Source organism: Maribacter ulvicola (assembly GCF_900155985.1).
In the GTDB taxonomy this organism is placed as follows: Bacteria; Bacteroidota; Bacteroidia; order Flavobacteriales; family Flavobacteriaceae; genus Maribacter; species Maribacter ulvicola.
Genome location: NZ_FTMA01000002.1, coordinates 117,610 through 137,464, shown reverse-complemented (window position 1 = coordinate 137,464; position 19,855 = coordinate 117,610). Strand labels below are relative to the sequence as shown.

At 35.1% G+C, this 19,855-nt stretch carries 19 protein-coding genes; 12 read left to right on the top strand and 7 right to left on the bottom strand.

Annotated elements, in window-relative coordinates; genetic code table 11:
- Positions 1-31: 31 nt before the first annotated feature.
- The 3 genes from mltG to dapF are packed head-to-tail and all read right to left on the bottom strand — an operon-like array spanning position 32 to position 2,369.
- The gene (gene mltG, locus BW936_RS09260) at positions 32-1,075 is read right to left on the bottom strand and encodes an endolytic transglycosylase MltG (RefSeq protein ID WP_076548113.1); all 1,044 of its coding nucleotides are present in this window, start codon (positions 1,073-1,075) and stop codon (positions 32-34) included.
- On the bottom strand, positions 1,075-1,599 hold the full coding sequence (locus tag BW936_RS09255) for a GNAT family N-acetyltransferase (protein WP_076548112.1): 525 nt from the start codon (positions 1,597-1,599) through the stop codon (positions 1,075-1,077). The genes mltG and BW936_RS09255 overlap by 1 nt, the downstream gene beginning before the upstream one ends.
- Positions 1,593-2,369 carry a diaminopimelate epimerase gene (gene dapF, locus BW936_RS09250; protein WP_076548111.1) on the bottom strand — a complete coding sequence of 259 codons (777 nt, stop codon included), beginning with the start codon at positions 2,367-2,369 and terminating at the stop codon, positions 1,593-1,595. Before dapF ends, BW936_RS09255 begins: the two co-directional genes overlap by 7 nt.
- Positions 2,370-2,497: 128 nt before the next feature.
- Between dapF and BW936_RS09245 the strand changes: the two genes are divergently transcribed.
- The 10 genes from BW936_RS09245 to BW936_RS09205 all read left to right on the top strand — a co-directional run bounded on the left by BW936_RS09245 (position 2,498) and on the right by BW936_RS09205 (position 14,402).
- Positions 2,498-3,889 carry a S1C family serine protease gene (locus BW936_RS09245; RefSeq protein ID WP_076548393.1) on the top strand — a complete coding sequence of 464 codons (1,392 nt, stop codon included), beginning with the start codon at positions 2,498-2,500 and terminating at the stop codon, positions 3,887-3,889.
- A 115-nt stretch (positions 3,890-4,004) separates the two neighbouring features.
- On the top strand, positions 4,005-5,453 hold the full coding sequence (locus tag BW936_RS09240) for a glyceraldehyde-3-phosphate dehydrogenase (RefSeq protein ID WP_076548110.1): 1,449 nt from the start codon (positions 4,005-4,007) through the stop codon (positions 5,451-5,453).
- Positions 5,454-5,600: 147 nt separating this feature from the next.
- Positions 5,601-6,224, top strand: a complete 624-nt coding sequence (locus BW936_RS09235; RefSeq protein ID WP_076548109.1) for a tRNA (guanine-N1)-methyltransferase — start codon at positions 5,601-5,603, stop codon at positions 6,222-6,224.
- Between the two features lie 129 nt (positions 6,225-6,353).
- Complete coding sequence (locus tag BW936_RS19475) at positions 6,354-6,554, top strand: hypothetical protein (protein ID WP_143744091.1); 201 nt, start codon at positions 6,354-6,356, stop codon at positions 6,552-6,554.
- 159 nt (positions 6,555-6,713) lie between these two features.
- Positions 6,714-7,388, top strand: coding sequence for a tRNA (guanosine(37)-N1)-methyltransferase TrmD (gene trmD, locus BW936_RS09230; RefSeq protein ID WP_076548392.1), 675 nt, complete (start codon positions 6,714-6,716; stop codon positions 7,386-7,388).
- A 136-nt stretch (positions 7,389-7,524) separates the two neighbouring features.
- Complete coding sequence (rplS, locus tag BW936_RS09225) at positions 7,525-7,875, top strand: 50S ribosomal protein L19 (protein ID WP_076548108.1); 351 nt, start codon at positions 7,525-7,527, stop codon at positions 7,873-7,875.
- A 648-nt stretch (positions 7,876-8,523) separates the two neighbouring features.
- Positions 8,524-10,740 carry an NADP-dependent isocitrate dehydrogenase gene (locus tag BW936_RS09220; RefSeq protein ID WP_076548107.1) on the top strand — a complete coding sequence of 739 codons (2,217 nt, stop codon included), beginning with the start codon at positions 8,524-8,526 and terminating at the stop codon, positions 10,738-10,740.
- Positions 10,741-10,852: 112 nt separating this feature from the next.
- A complete protein-coding gene (locus BW936_RS09215) occupies positions 10,853-13,252 on the top strand; it encodes a TonB-dependent receptor (protein ID WP_076548106.1) in 2,400 nt (799 codons plus the stop codon).
- Between the two features lie 3 nt (positions 13,253-13,255).
- On the top strand, positions 13,256-14,179 hold the full coding sequence (locus BW936_RS09210) for a DUF4249 family protein (protein ID WP_076548105.1): 924 nt from the start codon (positions 13,256-13,258) through the stop codon (positions 14,177-14,179).
- Positions 14,163-14,402, top strand: coding sequence for a DUF6095 family protein (locus tag BW936_RS09205; protein ID WP_076548104.1), 240 nt, complete (start codon positions 14,163-14,165; stop codon positions 14,400-14,402). The genes BW936_RS09210 and BW936_RS09205 overlap by 17 nt, the downstream gene beginning before the upstream one ends.
- Here the strand turns inward: BW936_RS09205 and BW936_RS09200 are convergent.
- Positions 14,399-15,082 (bottom strand): DUF4294 domain-containing protein, encoded by a 684-nt coding sequence (locus BW936_RS09200; RefSeq protein ID WP_076548391.1) that lies wholly within the window; start codon positions 15,080-15,082, stop codon positions 14,399-14,401. The genes BW936_RS09205 and BW936_RS09200 overlap by 4 nt on opposite strands.
- A gap of 104 nt (positions 15,083-15,186) precedes the next feature.
- On the opposite strand from BW936_RS09200, the gene BW936_RS09195 reads away from it, so the two are divergent.
- Positions 15,187-16,275 carry a M42 family metallopeptidase gene (locus tag BW936_RS09195; protein WP_076548103.1) on the top strand — a complete coding sequence of 363 codons (1,089 nt, stop codon included), beginning with the start codon at positions 15,187-15,189 and terminating at the stop codon, positions 16,273-16,275.
- A 23-nt stretch (positions 16,276-16,298) separates the two neighbouring features.
- Positions 16,299-16,874: an NUDIX hydrolase gene (locus tag BW936_RS09190; RefSeq protein WP_317042885.1), complete on the top strand. Its 576-nt coding sequence runs from the start codon at positions 16,299-16,301 to the stop codon at positions 16,872-16,874.
- Between the two features lie 135 nt (positions 16,875-17,009).
- Here BW936_RS09190 and BW936_RS09185 read toward each other — a convergent pair whose 3' ends face one another.
- The 3 genes from BW936_RS09185 to BW936_RS09175 form a co-directional block, all read right to left on the bottom strand.
- Positions 17,010-17,780 carry an SDR family NAD(P)-dependent oxidoreductase gene (locus tag BW936_RS09185; protein WP_076548101.1) on the bottom strand — a complete coding sequence of 257 codons (771 nt, stop codon included), beginning with the start codon at positions 17,778-17,780 and terminating at the stop codon, positions 17,010-17,012.
- 133 nt (positions 17,781-17,913) lie between these two features.
- Complete coding sequence (gene hisS, locus BW936_RS09180) at positions 17,914-19,293, bottom strand: histidine--tRNA ligase (protein WP_076548100.1); 1,380 nt, start codon at positions 19,291-19,293, stop codon at positions 17,914-17,916.
- An 83-nt stretch (positions 19,294-19,376) separates the two neighbouring features.
- Positions 19,377-19,853, bottom strand: a complete 477-nt coding sequence (locus BW936_RS09175) for a DUF6495 family protein (protein ID WP_076548099.1) — start codon at positions 19,851-19,853, stop codon at positions 19,377-19,379.
- Between the last annotated feature and the right edge of the window lie 2 nt (positions 19,854-19,855).

The window sequence follows — 19,855 nt, the reverse complement described above, 5'->3', positions numbered from 1 at the left end:
AGTTAACAAGTACTAAAATTCGGATGAAAGCTTACCTATTGATTTTCTGAGCATTAATCCAACGGATGTACTGTGCTTTATTCCGGTTATGCTGCGCTAAATTCTCTGCGAACATATGATAACCGAATTTTTCTACGTTCGCCACAAAATAGTAATAGTTGTGCTTTTTAGGATTTAAAACAGCATCTATTGCACTTATGTCCGGCATGGCAATAGGTCCCGGTGGCAAACCTGCGTATTTATACGTGTTATAAGGAGAATCCAATTCTAAGTCTTTATACAAAACTCGTTTTATTACGGTATCAAAATTTCCAGTTTCTTTCTTAATAGCATAGATAACAGTAGGGTCCGCCTGTAATAACATTCTTTTTCTTAATCTATTTAAATACACCCCGGCTACCGTTGGCCTTTCATCTACTTTGGCTGTTTCTTTATGAACGATCGACGCCAAAGCAATTACCTCATTGGGCTTTAAACCAAGTGCGCTGGCTTTCTCTTTTCGAGCATCTGTCCAAAAACGATTATATTCTTTAAGCATTCTAGCCCTAAATGATTCTGCCGAAGTATTCCAAAAGAACTCATAACTGTTAGGTATATATAATGCTAACTTATTGGCATCATCAAATCCGTTCGCCTTCAAAAATTCCTTATCATCAAATGCAGCTACCAATGAAGCACTATCAGCTTCTATTTGACTAGCAATTCTTCCGGCTAAATCATTTATATTTTCTTGATTGTTGTAAGATACTTTTACAGGCAAATTCCTACTTCGTAATGAGTTTACAATATCATTATTGTTCATCCCTTTACCGATCTTATACCTTCCTGCTTTTATATTAGCCAAATAACCTTTTCTCTTTGCCGCTGATTTAAACGAATTAAAATCTTCCAAAATTGGAGAAAGTCGTTCTTCTAAATCAATAATCTTAGCATCCGTAGGAATAAAAACTATTGCTGTATCATTTTTAAAACTAGTGTTAGATGTAAAAAATGTTCCGTAAACGGTATAAGCAAAGATCCCACCTCCAATTAAACCTAAGAGCATTACGCCCAACAAAATGCGCTTGATATACATTAGCTATTTATTTTTTGCAATAATACTTCATTCTTATATACATTCTTAAACCTCACCCAATCTTTTTTAACCCCAACTTCTAGAAATCCTAGCTTTTTAAATAAATGTAAACTAGGAGCATTTTCTTCTAAAATATTTGCAAAAACCTGTTTCAAACCCAATACATCAAATAAATAATTACACAAAAGGGTTATAGCCTCTGCTCCTATTCCTTTATTTCTTTGATTTTTATCTAAAACAACTATACCAATACCTGCGCGTTTATGATTTGGTTCAAAATCAAAAACATCTATTAGACCAACAGCGTTATGTTCTTTTGAACTTATCACCAACCTTAATTGCTTTACGTCATAAATATCTCTGTGAGCACTATCTAGATAGAGTTGCAACACATCTTTAGAATACGGCGTAACCGTTCCGCTTACTTCCCAAACACTAGTATCATTCTCAAGTTCATATAAAAATTGGAGATCCTTTTGTTCTAAGGCCCTTAGATATATCTTATCTCCTTTTAATGTTACCACGTTAGTTCGCCCTTAAATACTTGTTTTGCTTCTCCTTTAAGAAAGATATTACTAAAAACACCCTGTTCTTCTTGAAAAGTAACTTCTAGATGCCCCCCTATTGCATTTACCGCAATGGTCCTTTCACTTGTATTACCCAAGTGATACATACCTAAAGCAACAGCCGTTACCCCTGTACCACATGATAAGGTTTCATCTTCAACACCGCGTTCGTACGTTCTTATATCAAATCCACCTTCAGCATTTTCTTCCACAAAATTGATATTACTACCCTTTTCTCCATATATACTATAGCGCAAACGAGCTCCTTCTTTTGCAAGATCTAAGGACTTTAGTTCTTTCACCATCTGCACATGATGCGGAGAACCAGTGTCCATAAACAAAGCATTGGATTTCTCTTTAACCTCACCAACATCTGTCATTTTAAGACTGACAATATCATTGACGATAGTTGCTTCATGCAAACCATCTACTGCAATAAAAACGGTGTCTTTTTTTATGATTTCTAGAAAATGGGCAAAGGCTACAATACACCTTCCACCATTACCACACATGCTTCCTTCTCTTCCATCAGCATTATAATATACCATTCTAAAGTCGGTAGCATCATCATTTTCCAATAAAATAAGTCCGTCTGCACCCACCCCAAATCTTCTATGGCATATATTAGCTATTAATTGTGTATCCTCTTTAGGAAATTGCTCTTTGCGATTGTCTATCATCACAAAATCATTTCCTGTACCTTGATATTTATAAAACGTTTTTTCCATGCTCAAAATAAAGACTCAAAGATAGCATATATTTGCTTCTGACCCGGTAGTTAAAAACTAGTTAAACGCTTACTAAATAACATAAAAACAAGTAATTTTGTGTATAATGCGTTAAAAATTTAATGAATATGAAAAGATTAGCAAGTCTCTTGTTTGTATCCGTTTTTGCCGGTGCAATTACATTAGGTGCTTACATACTATTTTTCCAAAAGGAAAATTTTACTATAATTAGCCAAGAGAATAATGGTAGCGTTGTAAACACTAGCTACACACCAACCTCTGCCAGGGGTGCCGGTATAAATGAAGTTGATTTTACTATAGCTGCAGAAAATACAGTGAACGCCGTAGTCCATGTTAAGAATATAACACTTAGCCAAGGGCCTACAACTATATTCGATTTTTTTTATGGCACTAGCAGAAGCGCAGTACCACAGGTAGGCACCGGATCAGGAGTCATTATCTCGTCTGACGGCTACATTGTTACCAATAACCATGTTATTAACAAAGCAACTCAATTACAGGTCACCCTGAACAACAACAGAACTTATAATGCAGAATTAATTGGCACGGATCCTAATTCTGACATTGCTCTAATTAAAATTGACCCAAAGGAAAAGCTACCTTATCTAGCTTTTGGTGATTCTGATCATACTAAAATTGGCGAATGGGTACTTGCTGTTGGCAATCCTTTCAACTTAACTTCAACTGTTACTGCCGGTATTGTAAGCGCTAAAGCTCGTAATCTTGGAAGAAATCAATCTTTCATACAAACCGATGCAGCTGTCAATCCAGGGAACTCGGGCGGTGCATTGGTTAATACCAATGGTGATTTAGTAGGTATTAACACGGCCATTACTTCACAAACCGGTTCTTATGTTGGTTATTCTTTTGCAGTACCAAGTAATATTGCCAAAAAGGTGGTTCAAGATATTTTGGAATACGGTAATGTGCAAAAAGGCTTCATGGGAATTAGACCTGCGCCTGTAAATACTAGAGATGCCATTGAAAAAGGTATCAATAATATTGATGGGGTGTTCATTGAACTTGTTGAGGAAGAATCCGCCGCACAGGAAGCTGGTATTGTTGTTGGTGATATCATTAAAAAGGTCGATGAAATAAAAGTTCACAAATACCCTGACCTAACCGGTTACCTTTCCACAAAAAGACCCGGAGACACACTAGCCTTCGTTATTGATAGAGATAAAGAATTATTGACACTTCCTTTAGTTTTAAAAGAAAGACAAAAATTGGTAGTTCCCGAAATGGGCTTAGAAGTAAAAAACCTTACCGAGCACGATAAGAAAGTATATAAAATTTCATCTGGCGTAAAAATTACCGGAGTTCCGGAACGTTATAGAGGTTACGGCTTGTCCGAAAAGGTAATCGTTAAAATAGATGATTATGAAATAGGTAATATTGATGATGCTTACACTGCTTTTGGTGCTATTTCTAAATACGGCAAGACCGTTATAGTTATGGTAGGATCAAATGGTGAACGAGACCGATTAATATTTCAATAAAAAACAAATCAAAAAATACAGCCTTCGTAAAATCGAAGGCTTTTTTTTGCAAAATATTTATTTTAAGGAGTTAATTTTTCTAGTTTTGTGCGAATTATAAAATACTCAACTCATTATGCCTCCACAAACCACATTTGAAAAAGAACTGGCATTTCAAGCAGATCGAAGAAAAGCTACAACAGAATTTATTAAAATTGTCAGTGATCTATGGTATGATAAATCTATTGAAATCGTTCTTTTTAAGAATCAGGTTATAGATAAGAATGTTAGTGATATTATTCATTTACACGAGTACGCTGGTGAGTTTGTACAAAAACCGATATCAATCTTTGATTCAGTAGAAATTCTTCGCTCCATATCTGACATGATGCTCCCTCCATCAAAACTTGATATTGGCAAATTAACTTACGAATACCACGCCGACACAAATATTTTAAATAACGTAAAATCATTTGTAATTGATAAATTACAATCTGCACAAGATTTTAAAAGCATACACCCCAAGGATGTTGTTCTATATGGATTTGGAAGAATTGGCAGATTAGTTGCCAGAGAGTTAATGTCTAAAACCGGCAAAGGAAACCAATTACGCTTAAGAGCTATTGTGGTTAGAGGTAGGCCAAGTATAGAAAACCTTGAAAAAAGAGCCAGTTTACTTAGAATCGACTCAGTTCATGGTATTTTCAATGGTACTGTAAAAGTTGATTATGCCAACCTTAAGCTGATTATCAACGGCACAACGGTACATGTTATTTATGCTAATATGCCAGAAGAGATAACATATACAGAATATGGCATTAAAGACGCGTTGATAATTGATAATACAGGCGCATTTAGAACAAAGGAACAATTAGAAAGACACTTACAAGCCAAGGGAGCATCAAAAGTGCTTTTAACAGCACCCGGTAAGGAGGTTGCAAACATTGTTCACGGTGTAAACCATTTAGAATACAACCCAGATAACACTTCAATATTTTCAGCTGCCTCTTGCACTACAAATGCCATAACCCCTATATTAAAAGCCATAGAAGAGACTTTTGGTATTGACAAAGGGCATTTAGAAACGATTCACGCATACACCAATGATCAAAATTTGGTAGATAATATGCACGGCAAATACAGAAGAGGGCGTGCAGCCGCACTAAATATGGTCATTACCGAAACAGGAGCAGGAAAAGCTGTAACAAAAGCGCTACCCTCTCTAAAAGGAAAATTAACATCTAATGCTATTCGTGTTCCAGTACCTAATGGTTCTTTAGCCATTTTAAATCTTGATGTTAATCAAAAAACATCCCTAGAAGGTGTAAACACCATGATTAAGAAATATGCTCTTGAAGGCGACTTGGTAGAGCAAATAAAATATTCATTAGATAAAGAATTGGTTTCGTCAGATATCATAGGATCCTCTGCACCATCTATTTATGATAGTATGGCTACAATTGTTTCAGATACCGGTAAAAATATTATCCTGTATATATGGTATGACAACGAGCACGGCTATTCACATCAAGTTATTCGGTTAGCGAAATACATTGCCAAGGTACGCCGTTTTACGTATTATTAATTTTTTTAAAAGTAGAACATCTATTTATGAATACGCAACGTAGTTAAATAAAGGTACATTTAGCCTTGTTGTTTTTTTTATATTTCAACAATTATAAAGTACTTTAGTCAATTCTAATTTATTCAAATTAACCTAAGCATCTATTTCATGAAATTCTGTAGAACATTATTAATTCTAGCACTTCTCTTAGCTAGTAATGTACAATTTGCGCAAGACACTGAACAAGAAGAAGATAAACTATCTTTAGATGAAGGTCCGATCAGTAATCAATTCGATTTTATTGCTAAACGCTCCGGAAACTATAGAGCCGATGGCGTTAGATATGAAGTAGTAAAAGAAACCAATCTATTTAAGATTCGTAAAAATGTTTTAGATTCAATAGCTGCCATGAATAAAAAAACTGGCGAACTTAAATCTACAATTGCCGAACATGAGACTACCATAACTTCTTTAAACAATAAGTTGGAAGAAACAACAACTAAACTGGGCGCTGTAACCGAAGAAAAAGATAGTATGTTTTTTCTAGGACTACCAGTTTCCAAAGGAACATACAACTTTGTCCTTTGGACAATTATTGGAGGGTTATTTTTAATGCTTGGTTTGTTTATTTATAAATTTAGAAATAGCAATATATTAACTCAAGAAGCCAAACAAAACCTTTCTGAATTAGAGGTTGAATACGAAGATCACAGACGAAGAGCTTTAGAACGAGAGCAAAAAATTAGTAGACAATACCAAGACGAGATTAATAAGCAGAAGAAAATTAAATAATTAAAAGCTCCTTTACGGAGCTTTTTTTTATATAGGGCATATACAAAAAGTTACAAAAGCTGAAATCAATGACATTTTAATCCCTTCTTGATGGGTGTAAGGTATTTTATAAAATAGAATCCGATATTAATGCTGCTCCAAGTTTTAACAAATAGAATTGACAGAGAGGAATCTATCCTATTTGCGGCATACGAGGATAACAAGGCTATTGCGCTTATACAGCTACACTATACCTTTTCCTTTATTAGCCTACAAAAATCTCTTTTTCTAAAGGATTTGTTTGTTAAAACAGACGATAATGGAGACTCTACAAGAATCAGGTATTGCTAAAAGTACAAGAATTTTACAACGAGAATAGTACTATAGGATTAGCATTGGAAACAACAATGCACAACCTCTCTTAAAAATTATACAAGAAATTATGATGAAAAAAAATTACGACTCTTTTCATTACTTTTGGCAGGCTAAATAATGAAGCAAACTCAAAAGATGCGAATAGATATTATTACCGTATTACCTGAACTACTTACCAGTCCGTTTGAAGCCTCTATTTTAAAAAGAGCTATTGACAAAGGATTGGTCGAAGTCCATTTTCATAATATAAGGGATTACACCTCTACCAAGTACCGTAATGTTGACGACTATCAGTTTGGTGGTGGCGCAGGCATGGTTTTGATGATAGAACCTATAGACAAATGTATTACCGAATTAAAATCTCAGCGCAATTATGATGAAGTTATCTATATGACCCCAGATGGCGCCACCTTAAATCAGAAAATGGCAAACACACTTTCTATGGTAGAAAACATAATTATTCTTTGCGGACATTACAAAGGTGTTGACCAACGTGTGAGAGATGCGTTTATTACCAAAGAAATTTCTATTGGAGATTATGTACTTTCTGGAGGAGAATTAGGTGCAGCTGTACTTTGCGATTCTATAATAAGATTGCTACCAGGTGTATTGAACGATGAAACTTCTGCCTTAACCGATACTTTTCAAGATGGACTATTAGCTCCTCCGGTCTATACTAGACCTGCAGAATACAAAGGAATGAATGTACCAGAAGTTCTATTAAGTGGTAATTTTGGAAAGATTGAAGAATGGCGAGAAAACCAAGCGTATGATCGCACCGAAAAACTACGACCAGACTTACTTGAGTAGTGTAATTTGAAATATTATAGAAAAACCATATAAATGCTTGTGTGTTTTAATTTAAATATTATTTTTGCACCCTGTTAGAACAACCTCTGACGATAATCGTGAATGTTGCTTTAATTTAATTCCAATTAACTATACGATGGAATCATTAATAAAATTTGTACAAGACGAGTTCGTAACGAAGAAAGATTTTCCAAAATTTTCTGCTGGTGACACAATTACTGTGTACTACGAAATTAAGGAAGGTGAAAAAACAAGAACTCAGTTCTTTAAAGGAGTGGTAATACAACGTAGAGGCTCTGGTTCAACAGAAACTTTTACTATCCGTAAAATGTCAGGTACCGTAGGTGTTGAGCGTATCTTCCCTGTTAACTTACCTGCATTACAAAAAATTGAAGTTAACAAACGTGGTAAAGTACGTAGATCTAGAATTTACTACTTCCGTGAATTAACTGGTAAGAAAGCTAGAATTAAAGAGATTAGAGGATAAACTTCTTTTCCTAATAACATTAAGCACTGTCTCATTTTTTGAAACAGTGCTTTTTTTATGAACAAAAGTGAATAACCGCTGTTCATAATGTGTTGAATAATAAAAGTTTACGAATTTTACATTTTAATTGTATTTTTTTGTACATTGTAGTGTAGTTAAAAAATTTGGATGACAAAGAATCCAATTTTGCAACCACTACGGAGTTTACGTTCTTTCGTATTGCAGTTTTATGCTAAACATTTAATGGTAATTAAATGAGGGAAATTTTAAGACTACAAGCTATCACTTATAGCTCTTAAAATTAATTGAATCTTAGAAAAACTATATACTAGGTTTCTATTTTACAATAAAGACCGCAAAAAAGAAATGATGTGTAGATGTCAGGTTACGTACTTGAGAATCGAAAAACATTTTAAAACGTTGAATTAGTGAAGCGGGTGCAATCAAGGGTTGCCGTTTTAATGAAAAATTAAAACAAACTGTCCGTAAACTTTTTCTAAAAAGCCATATCATTGTATGCGTACATTGATATGGCTTTTGTTATTTAACAAATCTTCCTTCCTAAGCTGAAAATATTAAGACCGCTCCACGCTTTCAAACCTTTAGAAAATCGTATATTTGTTCCGCTTAAATTAAAACATACCGCAAATGTCCAAAATTTTTTATACCAAAACAGACGAAGCGCCAGCTTTGGCAACGGAGTCTTTTTTACCTATTGTAAAAGCATTCACTAAATCATCAGGAATTGAAATAGAAACTAAAGATATTTCTTTAGCCGGAAGAATTGCCGCTACATTTCCTGAGTTTTTAACAAAGGATCAACAGGTAACCAATGATTTGGAAGAATTGGGCAATATGGCCAAGCAGCCAGAAGCGAATATTATTAAATTACCAAATATTAGCGCTTCTGTTCCTCAATTGAACGAAGCAATAGAAGAATTACAATCCAAAGGTTATAATTTACCAAACTACCCAGACGAGCCTAAAAATGATGAAGAGAAAGAAATTAAGGCAAAATACGACAAAATAAAAGGTAGTGCAGTAAACCCTGTTTTACGTGAAGGAAACTCTGACCGTAGAGCTCCTAGAGCTGTGAAAAATTACGCAAAACAGAATCCACACAGTATGGGAGCTTGGAGTTCTAGCTCTAAAACTCATGTAGCCACCATGGGTGAAGGAGATTTTCAGGCCAATGAAAAGTCATTGACATTGAACGATGCTACTTCAGTACAGATAAAGTTAGTTTCAGAAGGTTCTGAAACCATCTTAAAAGATAAACTAGCTTTACTAAAAGGAGAAATTATTGATGCTACTGTAATGAGCAAAACAGCATTATTAGATTTCTTGCAAAAAGAGATTAAAGATGCTAATGACAAAGGGGTTCTTTTCTCTGTGCATTTAAAAGCTACCATGATGAAAGTTTCTGATCCAATTATCTTTGGGCACGTTGTAGAAACTTTTCTAAAACCAGTATTTGTAAAATATGCTGATACTTTTGACACATTAGGTATTAGCCCAAATGATGGTTTAGCTAGTTTGTATCAGAAAATTGATAAACTTCCTACTAGCGAAAGAGATGCTATTAACAATGATTTAGAAGAAGCTCTTGCAAACGGACCAGATTTAGCAATGGTCAACTCTGATAAAGGAATTACCAATCTTCACGTTCCTAGTGATATTATTATTGACGCCTCAATGCCTGCAATGATCAGAAACTCTGGTCAAATGTGGAATGCAGAAGGGAAAGCGCAAGACACTAAAGCGGTTATACCAGATAGTAGTTATGCAGGCATTTATTCTGCTACTATAGATTTTTGTAAAGAACATGGTGCTTTTGACCCAACAACAATGGGTACGGTACCAAATGTGGGACTTATGGCTCAAAAGGCTGAAGAATATGGTTCTCATGACAAGACTTTTGAAATTAAACAAGACGGAAAAGTTCAAGTTATTGACACAGCAACAGGAAAAGTCTTAATTGAACACGATGTTAACGATGGTGATATTTGGCGTATGTGCCAGGTTAAGGACGCACCTATTGAAGATTGGGTAAAATTAGCCGTATCAAGAGCCAAAGCTACAAATGATCCTGCTGTTTTCTGGTTAGACGAAAACAGAGCTCATGATGCTGAACTAATTAAAAAAGTAAATAGTTACTTAGCTAAAGAAGACACTACTGGTTTAGATATCCAAATAATGTCGCCAATTAAAGCTACTGAATTTACATTAAAAAGAATGAAGGCCGGTAAAGATACCATCTCTGTATCTGGTAATGTATTACGTGATTACCTTACTGATCTTTTCCCAATATTAGAAGTAGGTACAAGTGCAAAAATGTTATCTATTGTTCCTTTAATGAATGGTGGCGGACTTTTTGAAACCGGTGCTGGTGGTTCTGCTCCAAAGCACGTAGAACAATTTTTAGAAGAAGGACACCTTAGGTGGGATTCTTTAGGTGAGTTCTTGGCATTAGGAGTTTCGTTAGAATTTTATGGTGAGAAAAACTCAAATGCTGCAGCTAAAATTCTAGGTGATACTTTAGATAGCGCAACAGAGAAATTTCTATTGAACGATAAATCCCCTTCCAGAAAAGTTAAAGAAATAGATACCAGAGGTAGCCACTTCTTTTTAGCTAAATATTGGGCAGAGGCTTTGGCATTACAAGATGATAATGCTGAACTAAAAGCTATCTTTTCTAAAGTGAGCTCAGAAATCAATGCTAAAGAATCTCAGATTCTTACTGAATTAATAGAAGCTCAAGGTGCTAAGCAAGATGTAGGCGGTTATTACAAACCAGATCCTACTTTAGTTGCTGAAGCTATGAGACCAAGTACTACTTTAAATGGTATTTTAAACTCCATTTAATCCAATAAGCTTATTTACAAAATACCCCCAACTTTAGTTGGGGGTATTTTTTTGCCTTTTAATTAGTTGTAGGAGTATCTTTTATTTCTAAGTATTTTTACTAAAAAAATTGATGAAAGGATATTTACCATTTATTCTTATCTCATGGCTATGCTTCTCTTTTTCATCCTGGGGACAACAAAAATATACCTTAAGTGGCTCTATTGCCGAATTCAACAGTAACGAAACCCTAATTGGGGTTACCGTTGCCATTCCAAAATTAAATACCGGAGTTACCACCAACGAGTACGGGTTTTATTCTATCTCATTACCTCCTGGCACTTACACGGTTCTTATTAGTTATCTAGGTTTTGAAGATATCATTCAAGAAATTGAACTTATCGAAAATAAACGGATAGATTATTTATTAGAGGAAAAAGCGGAACAACTGGCGGAAGTTGTGGTTACCGAGAACGTTGAAAAAATGGACATTAGAAAGCCACAAATGAGCGTTAACACTCTTTCTATTGGCACTATTAAGAAAATACCGGTAATTCTTGGTGAAGCAGATGTCATCAAATCTATATTATTATTACCCGGTGTAACCAATGCTGGCGAAGGTTCTTCCGGGTTTAATGTTCGCGGAGGTGCAGCCGATCAAAATCTTATCTTATTAGATGAAGCCATCATATTTAATTCATCTCACTTATTCGGATTCTTTTCTGTATTTAATCCTGATGCCATAAAAGATGTAAAACTTTACAAAGGTGGTATACCCGCACGTTATGGCGGTAGAGTGTCATCGGTTTTAGATATTTTTCAAAAAGAAGGCAATAGTAAGGCGTTTAAAATGAACGGAGGCATTGGTGCCGTGGCTAGTAGACTTTTAATTGAAGGACCTATTAAAAAGGATAGAGCTGCATTTCTTATTGGTGGTAGAGCATCATATGCCCATCTTTTTCTACCCCTTTTTGATGTGGACAATACCGCTTATTTTTTTGACCTGAACACCAAATTAAACTACAGGGTAACCGAAAAAAATAATATTTTCCTGTCCGGTTATTTTGGTAGAGATGTATTTGGTATCAATGATAGCTTTGTGAACACCTACGGAAATACGGTTGGCAACTTTAGATGGAACCATTTGTTCTCTGACAAACTTTTCTCTAACCTGTCTCTAATTTATTCTGATTACTATTACGGACTAAAATTAGATTTCGTAGGATTTAATTGGAATTCCGGCATCCGTAATTTCAATATTAAATATGACCTTAAACACTACAGCACAGATAAGTTACAAGTAAACTATGGTGTTAACAATGTTTACTACCAATTCAACCCCGGTAAAATTGAACCTAGTAATGCTGAATCCGGAATTATAGAAGAACAGCTAATTCAGAAATATGCCAATGAATTTGCTACCTACATAGATTTTGAGCATCGTATTACAGATAATTTAAGTCTAGGTTATGGTTTACGTTATAGTCATTTTATGAGATTAGGCCAAGATGAACTAAATGTTTATGCGGATAATAATCCTGTTGAATTTGATCCTTTATTACTTATTTACAAGGAAGCCGACCCTATTGATGTTATTTATCCAAGTAAAGGAAACAGCTTATCTAACTTCAGTAATTTTGAACCAAGGGCGTCATTATCTTATACACTGAACGAGACCAGCTCCATTAAAGCTAGCTATACAAGATTAGCCCAGTATTTACATTTATTATCCAATACCAGCTCTCCTACCCCTTTAGATGTTTGGACACCCAGCGGACCTTTTACAAAACCACAATTATTAGATCAATATGCCTTTGGGTATTTTAAAAATATAAAAGACGGAGATTATTCTTTTGAAACTGAGGTTTTCTATAAAGACGTTCAAAACAGAATAGACTATATAGATGGTGCAAATTTGATTGCCAATAATGCCATTGAACAGGTTATTTTAAATGGAGAAGCCCGTGCTTACGGTCTAGAAGTATTATTTCGTAAAAATGAAGGTAATCTTCAAGGCTGGCTAGCATACACCCTTTCTAAATCTGAACAACGTACACCGGGCAGGTCATCTGCTTCAGATAATAGTCGTAACAATATTGAAACCGGTATCAACTTTGGCAATTGGTACAACACTCCGTATGACAAAACACATGATATTTCTATGTTCGTAAGCTATGATGTATCTGAGAAATGGAGTTTTAGCGGTAATTTCACCTATCAAACCGGGCAACCTACCAACTACCCTATCGGTCAATTTGAGTTTCAAAATTTAACCGTACCATATTATGGTCTACGCAACACACAACGATTACCAGCATATAATCGCCTAGACCTTTCAGCCACATTAACTCCTAGGAAGAATAAAACCAAAAAAATAAAAGGAGAATGGGTTTTCAGCCTTTACAATGTTTATAATCGAAGAAATGCCGCTTCTATTAGCTTTAGACAGAATGACGACACTGGTATCAACGAAGCGGTGCGTACTTCTATATTCGGCATTGTACCCGCGGTTACCTACAATTTTAAATTATAAGCTATGAAACGCTATTTAATACTGATATTAACCATAACATTCTTTACTTCTTGCGAAGATGTCGTTGATGTAGAGCTTCCGGATAATGTTAGCAGACTCATTGTAAACGGGGTAATCAGAGTGGATGAAAACGAAGAGCATCTACCCATTGAAATAATGTTTTCAGAGAGTAGTGCCTTCTTTGAAGAAAATACAGTTGCAACTATTCAAAGCGCTATCATTTATTACGGTACTCCCAGAGAAGATACTCCAGAAATTTTGGAAGGTGGCGGAGTATCAAATTTAGCAGAAGTTGAACCTGGTAGCGGAAAATGGGTTCCTGACCCATCATTTGATAGTGATCAGAGAATTAGAGTAAGTAATATTAATGAAGGTGATGTTTTCAAATTGATAATTACAACAGATATTGAACAATATCTAGCGACGACCACCTACGTAAAATCAGTTCCTATAGACTCATTAGAACAAGGTGATGAGACATTGTTTTCTGAAGATGAAACAGAGGTTATAGTTACCTTTACCGATCGTGATACAACAAATGATTTTTACGTATTAGACTTAGATTTCGGAGAATTTCTAGTAACCGAAGATGAGTTTTACCAAGGGCAAACATTTGTGTTTTCATACTTTTACGACAATGAATTGGAATTGAACACAAGTTCAGAAGTTACTATTAGCCTGTTAGGAGCAGATGAACAATTTTACAATTACATGAACCAAATCATTGTTCAATCTGGTGGTGACCAAGGTCCATTTCAAACTCCAGCAGCAACTGTACGGGGCAACATCATCAACATTACAGGTATGGACAATGACGAGATGGCTAACAATTTAGAAAAAATAGATAATTTTGCCTTAGGCTACTTTGCCATTGTAGAAGAATATAAGGATAGTATTATAATTACAGATAATGAGAAGAACAGATAAAGATTTACTTGTAAAAGGATTAAAGCGACTAGGATTTACTGTTGTACTAATGTTTACCGCACCATTCATTTTATGGCAAGCATTTAAAAATCAAGAACATTCAATGTTCTGGCCTGTATGTATAGTTGGTTTAACTCTAGCCTTTTTCGCAGTTTTCATGGGCTTTAAAGGCATTATGACTATCATGAATTCAGTCTTCGGTGAAAAAACAAAATCACGTTAGTTCTTAGGAGTTTTTTTCCATTTATTATACAACTTATCATAATCATAATCTAAAACCGTTTCTTGTCGTTCCAATATACCTTTAGAAAATGCACGTTGTAAAATATCCTCTATTAAATAGTCCTCTTCTATTAGATCTGGATGAAATTCTTCTTTAATACTGATCTTAAAAAGTTTTGCTGTAGTATTATACCAAAATGCACGCCAACCGTTCCTTAATTCCTTGACAAGACTAAAAGCAGTGGTACCCGTCTGCCTGTAAATAAGTTTCACCAAAATCTGACCCTCTGTTCGCGTTAACTTCTTTAGCTCTTCTGAAAACTCCTCTTCAATAAACTTCTGTACTTTTTTGGTATATTTCTTACGTTTTCTATTATTCTTCAAGTTGGCTAAACTATCGTTTAACTCCACCAAACGCTCAGCCGCCATTTTTGCATACGGATATACTTTTTGTGTTTTTCTACGCAAAATATAATAACGTAACTTTTCATTATAAGAAGAGAACTTGAGCTTACCAAATACATAGGCTTCCTCTAAGGCTATTGAGCTTTGCACTAATGAATCACCGGTTACAATAATCATTTTTTCGGTAATCGAATCAAGCTCCTGTTCTTCAACTTGTGCATTGCAAATAAAAACACTGTTGATCAGTAAAAAAAGAAGTATAAAGTTATATTTCATTACCATAGGCTAAACAAAAGTCCTACCAAAATTAACGATTATTAAAGAAGGTTATTATTAATACAACGCTAATATTGTTAAGTTTGTATCCTAAACTTACATTGATGGCTGATAAAAAAATAATTACCAAAAAGTCTGAAGACTTTTTGGAAAAATACTTGAATAATGCTGCCCCAACAGGATATGAGTGGGAAGGGCAAAAAATATGGATGGACTACCTAAAACCTTATGTAGACACATTTATTACAGATACATATGGTACGGCTGTTGGAGTTATTAATCCCGATGCAAAATATAAGGTAGTCATTGAAGGGCATTCTGATGAAATTTCTTGGTATGTTAACTATATTACAGATAACGGACTTATTCATGTTATTAGAAATGGTGGTAGTGATCACCAAATAGCTCCCTCTAAATGGGTAAATATCCATACAAAAAACGGAATAGTAAAAGGTATATTTGGTTGGCCTGCCATTCATACCCGTAAAGGAGATAAGGAAGAATCACCAAAAATTGAGAATATAACCGTTGATGTCGGTGCTACAACCAAAGAGGAAGTTGAAAAACTTGGGGTTCATGTGGGCTGTGTAATTACTTATCCGGACGAGTTTCAAATTCTCAACAAAAATAAGTATGTATGTAGGGCTATTGATAACAGAGCAGGCGGATTCATGATTGCCGAAGTTGCGCGCCTTTTACATGAAAATAAAGTAGAATTACCTTTTGGTCTTTACATCACCAATTCTGTACAGGAAGAAATAGGTTTACGTGGTGCAGAAATGATAACACACACTATAAAACCCAACATAGCAATAGTAACCGATGTTTGTCATGACACCACAACACCAATGATTAAAAAAGAGGTGCAAGGACATACTGAAATTGGCGCAGGACCTGTAATTTCTTACGCCCCAGCGGTTCAAAATAAATTACGTGAGCGCATTATTGAAACGGCCGAGGAGAAAAAGATTCCATTTCAAAGAATGGCCGCTTCTAGATCTACCGGTACGGACACAGATGCTTTTGCCTACAGTAATGGCGGTGTTGCTTCTGCATTAATTTCCTTACCGCTACGCTATATGCATACTACCGTAGAAACGGTTCATAAAGATGATGTGGAGAATGTAATTCGTTTAATCTACGAAACATTGCTTACCATTAAAGATGGAGAAACGTTTAGCTACTTCGAATAAATTTTATATAATCCCTTCAATCTTTGGAGGGATTTTTTTATTATATGGATGAACTTATAGACATTTTAGATGCTCATGGAAAATTAACCGGCAAAACTGCCATGAAGTCCGATGCGCATAAGAATGGATGGTTTCATCAAACGGTGCATATATGGTTCTATACTCCAAATGGTCAAATACTAATGCAGCAACGGTCTAAAAATAAAGATGTGTTTCCTTTACTTTGGGATGTTTCCGTTGCCGGACATATTGGTGCAAGTGAATCTATCTTAACCTCTGTTATACGAGAAGTACAGGAAGAAATAGGATTAACTATATCCCCTCCGGATTTAGAAAAAATCGGAATTTATAAATCTTTTAAAAATCACTCTAGAACATTGAAAGATTACGAGTTTCATCACACGTTCATAGCTGAACTAAAGTCACCATTTAGTGCACTTCAAAAGCAGAAGAGTGAGGTGAAAGACTTAAAACTAGAATCTTTAAATCAATTTAGCAAAGCAATTTGTAACACTACTACATACAACTATGTACCTCATGATAATTCTTATTATAAAACTATTCTTAAAGAAATATCCAAAAGAATATATAGTTCATAGAGCCTATATACCTCTATTAAAATGAGTTCTTTAAAATAAACACTCTTAAGCCGTCTAAACCAGAACAAGAGTAAATTAATAGCATAAAAACTATTCACTTTTAGACGACTAGTTTTATTATAATTTTATTGAATTCTACATGTTATAAACTCCGCCATTTATATCAAGCGTAGCGCCAGTAATAAAGCCATCATATTCAGAGGCTAAATACAACACAGCTCTGGCAACATCATCAGCGTTACCCGCTCTTTGAATAGGTATACCTTTTGTAGTTTCTGCAGCAGATTCTTTAGTTGTGTGTGTATTGTGAAATGAAGTACCTAAGATAAGTCCCGGTGCAACTGCATTAACTCTTGTTCCCTGTGGCCCCAATTCTGAGGCAAGTGCCCTTGTATAAGTTAAAATAGCTCCTTTACTGGTAGAGTACACCAAAGATCCTGGGTGTCCTCCTTTACGCCCGGCCAAAGATGCTAAATTGACAATACTACTATTTTCATTTTTTGACAAATATGGTGCTGCTGCCCGTGTAACGAACATCATTGAAGTTAGATTGATATCCATCACCTTATGCCAAAATTCTGTTTCCATTTCATTAAGCATTTTACGCGCAACCAATGAACCGGCGTTATTTACAAGAATATGTAGATCTCCTAAAGCTTCAACCGTTTTTTCCACTAAACTATTGGCATCTTCTTCTTTGGTCAAATCCCCAGATATTGCAATTGCTTTCAATCCCTTATCCGTAGCATATTTCACCAATTCGTTTGCCGTATCCGCACTAGAAAAATAATGAATAGCAACATGGGCGCCACTGTCAATAAAATGCCTGGTAATGGCTTCTCCAATTCCCTGAGCACCGGCAGTAATGAGTATATTTTTTCCAGATAATTTGTTGCTATTCGTCATGATATTTTTAATTATAAAATTTTATTTTGATTTAAACACATATTGATCATACGACAAAAAATTGCACAACCAGATTGGTTAACCAAATATAATCAAAAATGACTCAGTAAAAATTTATCTGATATTAAGACACTTAGCTTAAATAGCTTACAAAATCTGAAACCTTGTTTAAACTGTACTCTTTTTGTGAGCCTTCTTTCATGTTTTTAACAACAAACGAATTATTTTCCAACTCCTGTTCGCCTATTAAAATGACATAAGGAACATTGCGATTATTGGCATATTTCATTTGCTTTTGCATCTTGGCATTAGATGGGTACATATCAGCTTTAACGCCAGATTTACGCAGTTGACTTACCAATTTTAAGGCTGCCATGGCTTCTTTATCCCCAAAATTAACACACAATACTTGAAGGGATCGATCAATTGCCTCTGGGAAGAGTCCTAAATCTTCCAAAACCAAATAAATACGATCAAGGCCAAATGAAATACCTACACCACTTACATTCTTTAAACCAAAAATACCGGTAAGGTCATCATAACGACCACCACCACCTATGGATCCCATTTTTACACCTTCTGGTGCCGCCACTTCAAAAATGGCACCTGTATAATAGTTCAATCCACGTGCAAGGGTAACATCTATTGACAATTTAGCAGATTGAAGCCCTAATGTAGAAACTGTCTCTAGAATAAAACGAAGCTCTTCCAGTCCTTTTTTACCTTCCTCAGAATCTTTTAACAATGCGTCTAAACGCTCTAATTGTTCTTCATTGCTGCCTTGTGGTAAAAATAACGGAGTGGCTTTTTCTATAGCTTCGGCAGTAATACCTTTAGCCAGCATTTCTTTTTTAACTCCGTCCTCCCCTATTTTATCTAGCTTGTCTAGTGCCACGGTAAAATCTATCAATAAATCTTTAGCCCCGATAACTTCTGCTATACCTGCCAAGATTTTTCTATTGTTCATCTTTATGGTTGCACCTTCCAATTTTAATTCAGAAAATACGGCATCATACAGCTGAATTAATTCTACTTCTTGTAATAAGGAATTGGATCCGACAACATCTGCATCACATTGAAAAAATTCTCTGAATCTACCCTTTTGCGGCCTATCCGCTCTCCATACCGGTTGAATTTGATAGCGCTTAAAAGGAAAATCTATCTCGTTTTGGTGCATTACCACGTAGCGCGCAAATGGTACCGTTAGATCATAACGCAATGCTTTTTCTGTAATTCTAGGTGCTATTGTAGCTGAATTTTTATCTGCATACGTAGCATCATCCACCTTACGTATAAAATCACCAGAATTCAATATTTTAAAAATCAGACGATCACCTTCTTCTCCATACTTACCCAATAAAGTATCAGAGTTCTCAAAGGAAGGAGTTTCAATAGGCTGAAAACCATAGGTCTGAAAGTTCTTCTTGATGATATCAAAGATATAATTACGCTTTGCAATTTCTGATGGATTAAAATCTCGGGTACCTTTTGGTATAGATGGTTTCTGTGCCATTAATTTTTATATTGAATTACAAATATAACCTTCCATAAAGTAAGGCCATATTTTAGTAGTATGGATTTTAGATTTTTAGTGTTTTATTTGGTAACGATTACTTTTTCGAACCATTTGTACAATTCTCCTTTTGTAATAACCGCACCTTGCTGAAGCAACGAAAACTTATCTACATTTTTATCGTCTGTATACGCTTTTGCAGCGGTCAAATATTCTACAAAATCTGATTGCCAATTTCTTTTGAACCAGTCAAAACCAACAGTAGTGGTCAAATCAATTTCTGGATTCATCACCTTTACCGAGATCAATTTCATCTCTTTATCGGTCAAATGAAAAAGATGCATTTGCTTGTCTGAAATATTCTCCAAATAAGAAACTTTGGTCAATACACCCTCCCATACCAAATCACTAAAAACATCTAGTTCTTCTTCTGCTACTTTTGGTTTATCCTTTTTTAGGGCATCCCACTCATCACCGGTTATAGACTGTGTCGCCAAAAAATTAATAAATTCTGGATGCAGTTCCTCTAATTGTTCTTTTGTTAGCCTCGTATATTTCATTT

What these genes read in the sequence shown, in the direction of transcription:
- mltG (WP_076548113.1), bottom strand. Translation starts at nt 1,075, where the DNA reads ATGTATATCAAGCGCATTTTGTTGGGCGTAATGCTCTTAGGTTTAATT.
- dapF (WP_076548111.1), bottom strand. Translation starts at nt 2,369, where the DNA reads ATGGAAAAAACGTTTTATAAATATCAAGGTACAGGAAATGATTTTGTG.
- BW936_RS09245 (WP_076548393.1), top strand. Translation starts at nt 2,498, where the DNA reads ATGAAAAGATTAGCAAGTCTCTTGTTTGTATCCGTTTTTGCCGGTGCA.
- BW936_RS09240 (WP_076548110.1), top strand. Translation starts at nt 4,005, where the DNA reads ATGCCTCCACAAACCACATTTGAAAAAGAACTGGCATTTCAAGCAGAT.
- BW936_RS09235 (WP_076548109.1), top strand. Translation starts at nt 5,601, where the DNA reads ATGAAATTCTGTAGAACATTATTAATTCTAGCACTTCTCTTAGCTAGT.
- BW936_RS19475 (WP_143744091.1), top strand. Translation starts at nt 6,354, where the DNA reads ATGCTGCTCCAAGTTTTAACAAATAGAATTGACAGAGAGGAATCTATC.
- trmD (WP_076548392.1), top strand. Translation starts at nt 6,714, where the DNA reads ATGCGAATAGATATTATTACCGTATTACCTGAACTACTTACCAGTCCG.
- rplS (WP_076548108.1), top strand. Translation starts at nt 7,525, where the DNA reads ATGGAATCATTAATAAAATTTGTACAAGACGAGTTCGTAACGAAGAAA.
- BW936_RS09220 (WP_076548107.1), top strand. Translation starts at nt 8,524, where the DNA reads ATGTCCAAAATTTTTTATACCAAAACAGACGAAGCGCCAGCTTTGGCA.
- BW936_RS09215 (WP_076548106.1), top strand. Translation starts at nt 10,853, where the DNA reads ATGAAAGGATATTTACCATTTATTCTTATCTCATGGCTATGCTTCTCT.
- BW936_RS09210 (WP_076548105.1), top strand. Translation starts at nt 13,256, where the DNA reads ATGAAACGCTATTTAATACTGATATTAACCATAACATTCTTTACTTCT.
- BW936_RS09205 (WP_076548104.1), top strand. Translation starts at nt 14,163, where the DNA reads ATGAGAAGAACAGATAAAGATTTACTTGTAAAAGGATTAAAGCGACTA.
- BW936_RS09200 (WP_076548391.1), bottom strand. Translation starts at nt 15,082, where the DNA reads ATGAAATATAACTTTATACTTCTTTTTTTACTGATCAACAGTGTTTTT.
- BW936_RS09195 (WP_076548103.1), top strand. Translation starts at nt 15,187, where the DNA reads ATGGCTGATAAAAAAATAATTACCAAAAAGTCTGAAGACTTTTTGGAA.
- BW936_RS09185 (WP_076548101.1), bottom strand. Translation starts at nt 17,780, where the DNA reads ATGACGAATAGCAACAAATTATCTGGAAAAAATATACTCATTACTGCC.
- hisS (WP_076548100.1), bottom strand. Translation starts at nt 19,293, where the DNA reads ATGGCACAGAAACCATCTATACCAAAAGGTACCCGAGATTTTAATCCA.
- BW936_RS09175 (WP_076548099.1), bottom strand. Translation starts at nt 19,853, where the DNA reads ATGAAATATACGAGGCTAACAAAAGAACAATTAGAGGAACTGCATCCA.